We start from the raw sequence: 7,560 nt of genomic DNA, 5'->3' as shown, positions 1-7,560 counted from the left end.
CAAAACTAAATAAAAAGTTTTGCAGATATATTAGTCCAGATACATTCGTTTCTACACCAATCAAAATCAGAAAACTTCGAAAAGATTTCAGAAGATAACTCTAAAGCTGCATCATACTTTTGGTCTTTCCGTAAACAATGTAATAAGCCAGCTCCTGTAAATTTATTTTCTTCAACAGCCCACATTTCCTGATAAATTTTTGTAGCTCCTTTAAAATCACCAGACTTTCGTAATTGATTCGCCTCTGTACCTTTATCTAAATTATCTGACATTAATTCATCACTTTATCTGTTGTTTTAAAATGTACTTTAGCTACATTCTTTAATATGCCTACAGTATTATTATCAACTAAACTTCTTGCCTGGAGCACAACTTTTTTAGAAGCACCTTTTGATAATTTCATTCCATATTCAATCGATAATTTATTCATTTTTTCTAAAAACCGTGCCCTTGCCAAAATTGAAGCTGCTGCAACAGAAGTATATTTTTCGGCTTTATGTTCTTGTTTTAAAGTTATCTCTCGTCCTTTTTCTTGTAACTGGCTAATAATGAATCGTTCATCTGCAAATTTATCTGAAATTGCCAATTCACAATCGACTTTGGCTAAAACCTCTTCTATGGCCTTTGCATGACCCCACGCAAGCAAGGTATTTAAGTTCTTTCCTTCTTTTTTGAAAGATTCATACAAATTATTGTAAGTGAGTGGTGCAATTTCAACAATTACATACTGATTTACACAAACTCTTTTTATCATGTTGGCTAGCTCAAGTATTTTTTTGTCACCAATTTTTTTGCTATCCCTAACTCCATTATTATCCAAAATTACTTTTGTTTTTTCATTAACATAAACGCCAGCTACAACAAGGGGGCCGAAATAGTCTCCTTTTCCTGACTCATCAGTACCTATAGCATTTGTAAAAGGATTAACCTTTTCATTATCTACTGTATCCTGGTTAACATGCTCTTGCTGTACTTTTATTACTTTACCTTCAAGGTAACCTGATAATTTTGACAAAAAAAATGAATCTTTAATTGTTGAATAGTCATACTTAATATCTCCTTTTTTATTATAAAAAACTCTAAAATTTATTGTATCATTATCTACTTTAATTTTGAATTGTCTACCATAATTGATATCCTTGACCTCTAAAATATTGTACGCATTCCTTAATTTGTTCTCAATTTCTTGTAATATTGCTCCGACATTATCCATAGAATTATAATATAGTTAGATAAATATAAGCAGAAATGGCTTTAGAATACAAAGACCTTCCAATCAATAGAGAGAAAATAGACCAGATATTAAATGAATATCCGGGAATCAATTCTTTTACCAAAAGTAAAAAATCTAATGGGTTTTTTCAGTATCACCTTAGTACTGCAAGTGGCCCTGCATGTTTAAATGTATATTTCCTTAAAAGCGGCGGAACTACATTTCATCCTACAGGAAAAAATCAAGATTTCACTTTATCAGTTGCTGGTTTTCTTAAAGCAAATTGTTTAAGGGGTGATGGTGAAACCAAAAGTATTAGGATAGCAAATTTCCCTTCTGATGGTAAAGGTTTATTATTTAATTTTTTAATAGAAGAATGTAATGCAGAAATAAATAATGGACATAATCATATTCATGGTGAACAATATAAGATAGTTGGGAAAGATGGTGATTCAGTAGTGTTTTGGATTTATACAAATGGTGCCTGTCATATACAAGGACGTCAATATTCAGTTTATACTGATATCTTAGAAATGTTAGCTGAAATAATGGATTTTAAGGAGATAATAGATAGTCAGCTCAAAACTATAAAAGTTGATATAACTGCAGCAGAAGCTTTAGGAGATATGCAGGTACTACTACCTTCCACATTTGATTTCATTAAAGATAAACTTAAAGCTATTATTAGTCCAGCTCTTGCTTTGAAAAAACTTGATATAGAGTTAACTGATTATTCTAGCTTTGCTTTTCCTGTTCTGAGAGGTTTGGAAGGCTATTTAAAGCAGGTTCTGGTACAATTTGGTATAGTTATTGGGAAAGATGGTTTTGGAGAGATTGTGGAGTCCAATAATTTAGGAAGACTCGTGTTAACAGAATATGCAAGAGAAAAAATTACAATTTCCAGCAAACAAAAAGTTATATTAGACCTTTATAAATATTTTAATAAACATCGGCATGGACTATTTCATGTTGATTCAGCAATTGAAAGTGCACGTGTACTAGAAAATAAAAGTGAGTGTATAGCGTTAATTGATAAAACAGTTATATTGATTGAGGATTCGCATAAAAGTTTATTCTAATGGAAAAACCTTATCACATAAGTGATTATTACGATAGTTTTAAATCGCAATTAGTGTTTTCAACAAGTTATTTAAGCTTGGAAAACTATATTGCTGATTTAGCTCATTACTTTCGTAAAACAAAATATAAAGGCAATGTTATAATTGATTTATTGCTAAGTAATGGTAAAAGTCGGAATAGATACATTCAAATATATTTTGATGGGAAGAATTTTGATATTGAAATTGCCAAAAGTATTAGGGCTAATAAGGAACTCCAAGAAAAAAGTTTAAACTATTATGCAGAAAATTCGGAGTTGTTAAAAGATAGTGTGCTTAATAAAGCACAAACATATTTAATTAAGAATAAGATTACTATATAAATCGTGTTGAATAGGTGCTAAACTGATTACATTGCATTAAAGTCCATTTCACACACATTGCCTTTGCTCCTGCCGTCAGTCAGTTAATAAGTGTTCCCCTATCTCTTCAATTATTTATAAAAGACTGAATATTTATTTATATCATCTCCTTTCATCAGCTAAGTCAAAGCTATGCATCTAAATCTTTGATGAGTTCTTTTTTAGATTTAAAAATATCACTTTTTAATACTACTTGATGAAGCGTTTCGAGGATATTTACTTGCAAGTCTTTCAATTTATTTAATTCAATATATTTTCTATTTGATTTATGAATCATCTTGTTCCTAATTTGATACATTGATGTAAGCGATTCAATAAACTCAAATTTTTGATTGACGTTATTCTTATAAAGAAAATAGCCCATTCTTTTTTTTACCATTTTAGCCATTCCATAAGTTTCTTTATCCAAAAGAAAGATGCTCTCTATTATTGTTATAAGATTAGTAACTCTAACATGTAAATCATTATCCGAAATGGCTTTAGAAAAATATTGAATCATTCTCATGCATAGCTCATCTAGTTCATTTTTATTTTTCTTATCAATCAAATTCCCAAACGTATCAAGTAAAGGCTGAAAAGCTTTAATCATTTCCTTAGGAGGGTGGAGAGGTTTTTGTTTTGCGGAAAGAGTTATGCTAAAGCCATATTCATTAGTGTCATCCGATGAAAGGAATTCAGATTCATAGGGCATTCTTTTATCAATATCTACTGCACATTCTTCATTAGGAAAACCAATAGTTGGTGATAATAATTTTAAAATATCTGCAAAAAATGATGCTCTCTGATAAGCTAGTCCTCCGCCTTTCTCACTTTCCGCTCTTATTTTCAAGGAAAGAAATACTCTACCTTGATATTTTCTATAAACTTTATCGAAATCTTCTTTAGTTTGAGAAGTGTTTTCATCAGTGAATTTCCTCCATAGATTATCAAAGTACTCTTGGTTAAAATAAGTTACTGTACTATTACCAATACTGAATTTTTCATCAATATACATGTTAATTAATGGGAAGTAGTAAGTCGTTTCTTTTACATCTTTAGCAAGTTCATCATATATATATTCTAAGAGGTTTTTCTCCGCTTTATTATTAATGTGAATATTCACTATCCATAAGAAACCTTTTTGTTTTAAATAGTCATCTGATACTATGTTTTCAAATTGTTTTAAAGCTAATATTTCTGTTATGAATTTGTAGTAATCTATGTAAACGCTTTTGTCTTTAAAGCCATACCAAACTTTACTTATTAGTACGCAAATATCCCTTTCTAAATATTCGGGTATATAGCTACTTCTAAATGAAGGAAACTCATCAGAAAGTTTATCAGACCAATCATCTATCATTAGGTTTCCAATAGAACCTTTTCTAATTGGGGGCTTTTTGTATTTAGGATTTTGAAGTTTCTCTAAACCTTCTATTTTATCAACAAAACTATACGCTTTTATATTTAATTCTTGTTCTATCAAGCTATTTTCGTTTTATATTCTTTTAACATTAATTGTGAATATTTTTTAATCTTACCATCAAAGATTCGAGGTTTATATGAATCTTCCAAAATAGATATATCATCTATATAATTAATTATTAATTTTCTGTTTTTAATTTTAGCTTCATTATCTAAATCATATAGCAAAGCTATTATTAATACAGTTCTTATGAGAAGAATAGCTTCAAATGATTCTCCCCATTTAATTGTTCCATGTTTAAAAGGTTTTTGAATTTCATTTTTATAACTCTTAATTCTTTTTTCAATCTGTTTTAAAAAGGTATTCTTAGAATTTATATCTCCAATACAAAATGCCCATCCAGTTATATCTATTAAACCCGAATAATCTTTGTGAGATTTAATATTTTCAATATTCTTAAAAAATTCATTTGACCATAAATCCATAATATGATTTGAATCAATTTTTTTACTTTCGACAAGGTTAAATAATACTTTTTCAGTAAACTTTTTCTCTATTGACGGATGGAAAATGTTTAAGCAATTTTGAAAAATATAGTCTAAACCCCTTTGATTAAAATTATTGGATAAGACTTCAAAGATGTGATTGAAGATGTTTTCTTCATAAAATTCTAATTTATCTTTTTTTCTTAACCTTATGTATGAAAGAAAGTTGGTTAGAATATCTAAGATTTCTGTTTTGGTACAATTACCATTAATAACATTCTTAAACTCGTCATATTCGGTTTTTGATTTTACAGATGGCATGTAAGATAAAAGTGCTGCAATGCTTAGTGGTTTTATGTAGCTTAACTTAATTTTAAGAGAGTTCCTTATAAATTCAATGTCGTCATGCCAAAATAGCCTTTCAGTAAAGCAATTAAAGACTATTGATGACAATTTCATTAATGAAGTATTTGAGTAATCTTGATTTGGACTTCTCAACTTATATTTTTTTTCTATAAATAATAAAAGCTTTGTGAATTCATCAAAACCATGTTCGATTAGAATTTTGCAACCATAATGAATACCCCAGTTTTGAAAACAAGATGTTTCTCTAAAAGCTTCTCCAATATGTATGCTGTCTTTTAATGAAGTTTTAAAGTCTTGATGGAATAGGAATTGAAAACTATTTACTCTGAAATCTTTATAGTCAGAAAAACCTATTGGGTGTGTTTTACTAATTGAAGACTCTATATATTCTCTTAAACTAACAAGTTCCTGTTTATTCAAGTATTCTTCTAAAGAAGTTATTGTTTTTTGAGGTTGACTTGTTCGAGCAAAGAAATAGCCAATAGTTGACCAGAAATTTGAAATATCTTTTTTGCTATCAGAATTTTCTTTTAACAAACCTTTTAAGGTTGTTGATTTTAAAGGCTTATCAATTGCCTTGAAACTGTTAAGCTTGTCTAATAACTCTTCATTTGCAACTTCGTCAGGCTCTTCAATTTTCTTTCTAGAGTTTTCGGAATTGAATAATTGAATTAATTCTATATCCTTTTTATTATCTGCATTATTTATTATCTCATTGAGATGTGAATCAACTTGAATTAATACATCTATCGGAATTGAAGTTATAAGTAATGGGTGGTTTTTTGTTGCTCCTTGGATTGAATTGGATAAGTGAAATCCTTTGCTTAATTCGCCATTTTCAAATATTAAAATATATCTATCATGAAGTATGTTTTTGTCTCCACCGCCAGTACTTCTTAGGTCATTAATTTTTATGTTTAAAGAATCAAATAATGAAGGGTAATTACGAATAAAATACTTTAATCTTTTAGCTCTGTTTGGCTCTGAAATATCTGAATCACTTGCGATGTCGTCATCAAAAGAATTAACTTGAGTACATGTAAGTATTGAAAATTTTGTAGCTGATTTTGTTGTTCTTGATAGAAAATCTAAACCAAGAGTATCGAAAAATGGGTCTTGTATAACTACATGTTGAGCTTTATCTGAAATATCTTTAAACCATTTTAAAAATGAAATAGCTCCATGTTTTTTATCTTCGTCGTCCCATCCTTTTGGGAAAAAACGGGATTCAGATTTTTTGGGATTTATTTTATCAACGAGGTCATAAAATTCTCGGTCAGTTTTCACCCAAGGGTCTAAATCATTATCTCCAATAGACATTGTCGTGTATGACGATTTTGAAATTTTTTCGGCTTCTCTAATGTCATTTTCTGTTTTCTTGTTGCTTTTTGCTATTACATCTAACCATTCAGATTTTACTTTGCCTGCCATTCCTACCATTCCAATAGAGCTTGAAATATATCTTAATAAAACTGTTGGGTGTTTATACCAAATTTGATAATTATCCTTGTCTTTTTTCCAAATACTAACAGAGATTTTCCCTATTTGTTCTTTTGATGAAAAAACAACCTTAACCTCATTATCCTTTTCATGAACTAATTCTTTACACTCATCCAAAATAACTTGTCCCCCATTAGTTAGAAAACAGTTTATAATACGCTGTTTGTTTTCGGTATGTTTATTTGGTTTGATAATAACTTCAACTTCATTAGATGAAGCTATTTTTCTATTATTAACTTCTATTTCTCTTTTTATATTATTGAATGACACATGATTTATGTAATATTCATTTGAGCATTGTGTGTTTATAAACTCAATATTTCCAAGTCTTATGCACCCTGATTTTGAAAAAGGCAATGAGGTTTCATCTTCTAAATGATTTAATATTGACATCAATGCTCGTTTCCAATTCTCAAAATATTGATGCTTGTCATTTTTAAATAGAGATTGCTTATCTAAATTGTTAATGGTTAAAGAAAACGATGGGACATTCTGATATGGGCTATTCAATGATGCCTTATCATAAAAGTTTCTACTAATTAAGGTGTTGGTTTCATTAAAGATTATCGGTCTTACTTTAAAAATAGATTTTCTTTTATCAGTTTGCAGTTGTAAATCAAAATTGATTTTTGAGAAATTGATTTGGCTAATATCTAAAGATTCACATAATGATTTTCCATTAAATAAATCGTTTATGATTTTAACTATCGTTTTTGGACTATTATAGAGACTTAACTTTGCGATAGAATAAATTATATCATTCTCTTTATGTACTTTTTTAAAATCGCTTAAAAACGCTTCGCTTGAGGTTTCTCTTCTACTACTAATAATTACCCATGAATAAGTAATCTTATAAACTTTCTTTTTTTTATCATCAATTAGTAATATAAAAACTTGCCATGCTATTATAGAGGTTTTATCAAATAGTGGTTTTAATCTTTCGTCATTTGTTAATGCGGTATTAATCATAAATCTTTGAATATTTTTTTAGAGACGCTTTTGATTTATCTTACATCTACAAAGTTAACAACGTACCCTTAATAAAAAGGTTGGGAAGTCAAGAACTTTTATTTCCTTTACAAATCCCTTACCATAATTTGGTATTATCCATACT

The 7,560-nt window shown here is 28.8% G+C and carries 6 protein-coding genes; 2 read left to right on the top strand and 4 right to left on the bottom strand.

Annotated elements, in window-relative coordinates:
* Positions 1-5: 5 nt before the first annotated feature.
* Both QZZ51_RS04455 and rnhC read right to left on the bottom strand, forming a co-directional pair.
* Positions 6-272, bottom strand: coding sequence for a hypothetical protein (locus QZZ51_RS04455; protein WP_291866522.1), 267 nt, complete (start codon positions 270-272; stop codon positions 6-8).
* The gene (gene rnhC / locus QZZ51_RS04450; RefSeq protein WP_291866519.1) at positions 272-1,213 is read right to left on the bottom strand and encodes a ribonuclease HIII; all 942 of its coding nucleotides are present in this window, start codon (positions 1,211-1,213) and stop codon (positions 272-274) included. The genes QZZ51_RS04455 and rnhC overlap by 1 nt, the downstream gene beginning before the upstream one ends.
* A 35-nt stretch (positions 1,214-1,248) precedes the next feature.
* On the opposite strand from rnhC, the gene QZZ51_RS04445 reads away from it, so the two are divergent.
* Positions 1,249-2,292 (top strand): type II toxin-antitoxin system RnlA family toxin, encoded by a 1,044-nt coding sequence (locus QZZ51_RS04445; RefSeq protein WP_291866516.1) that lies wholly within the window; start codon positions 1,249-1,251, stop codon positions 2,290-2,292.
* On the top strand, positions 2,292-2,654 hold the full coding sequence (locus QZZ51_RS04440) for a type II toxin-antitoxin system RnlB family antitoxin (protein ID WP_291866514.1): 363 nt from the start codon (positions 2,292-2,294) through the stop codon (positions 2,652-2,654). Before QZZ51_RS04445 ends, QZZ51_RS04440 begins: the two co-directional genes overlap by 1 nt.
* A gap of 169 nt (positions 2,655-2,823) precedes the next feature.
* On the opposite strand, the gene QZZ51_RS04435 is transcribed toward QZZ51_RS04440, so the two are convergent.
* Together QZZ51_RS04435 and QZZ51_RS04430 are read right to left on the bottom strand one after the other, a co-directional pair.
* A complete protein-coding gene (locus QZZ51_RS04435) occupies positions 2,824-4,155 on the bottom strand; it encodes a HEPN domain-containing protein (protein WP_291866511.1) in 1,332 nt (443 codons plus the stop codon).
* Positions 4,152-7,415, bottom strand: coding sequence for a VPA1262 family protein (locus tag QZZ51_RS04430; protein ID WP_291866509.1), 3,264 nt, complete (start codon positions 7,413-7,415; stop codon positions 4,152-4,154). The genes QZZ51_RS04435 and QZZ51_RS04430 overlap by 4 nt, the downstream gene beginning before the upstream one ends.
* Positions 7,416-7,560: the final 145 nt, after the last annotated feature.

The sequence above is a fragment of the Maribacter sp. genome, assembly GCF_016744255.1.
Classification (GTDB): Bacteria; Bacteroidota; Bacteroidia; order Flavobacteriales; family Flavobacteriaceae; genus Maribacter_B.
The sequence above is the reverse complement of the archived record's forward strand: the minus strand, read 5'-3'. Positions and strand labels throughout refer to the sequence as shown.

Excerpts from the sequence above, each read along its gene's own strand:
- QZZ51_RS04455 (WP_291866522.1), bottom strand. The coding sequence starts at position 272 with ATGTCAGATAATTTAGATAAAGGTACAGAGGCGAATCAATTACGAAAG.
- rnhC (WP_291866519.1), bottom strand. The coding sequence starts at position 1,213 with ATGGATAATGTCGGAGCAATATTACAAGAAATTGAGAACAAATTAAGG.
- QZZ51_RS04445 (WP_291866516.1), top strand. The coding sequence starts at position 1,249 with ATGGCTTTAGAATACAAAGACCTTCCAATCAATAGAGAGAAAATAGAC.
- QZZ51_RS04440 (WP_291866514.1), top strand. The coding sequence starts at position 2,292 with ATGGAAAAACCTTATCACATAAGTGATTATTACGATAGTTTTAAATCG.
- QZZ51_RS04430 (WP_291866509.1), bottom strand. The coding sequence starts at position 7,415 with ATGATTAATACCGCATTAACAAATGACGAAAGATTAAAACCACTATTT.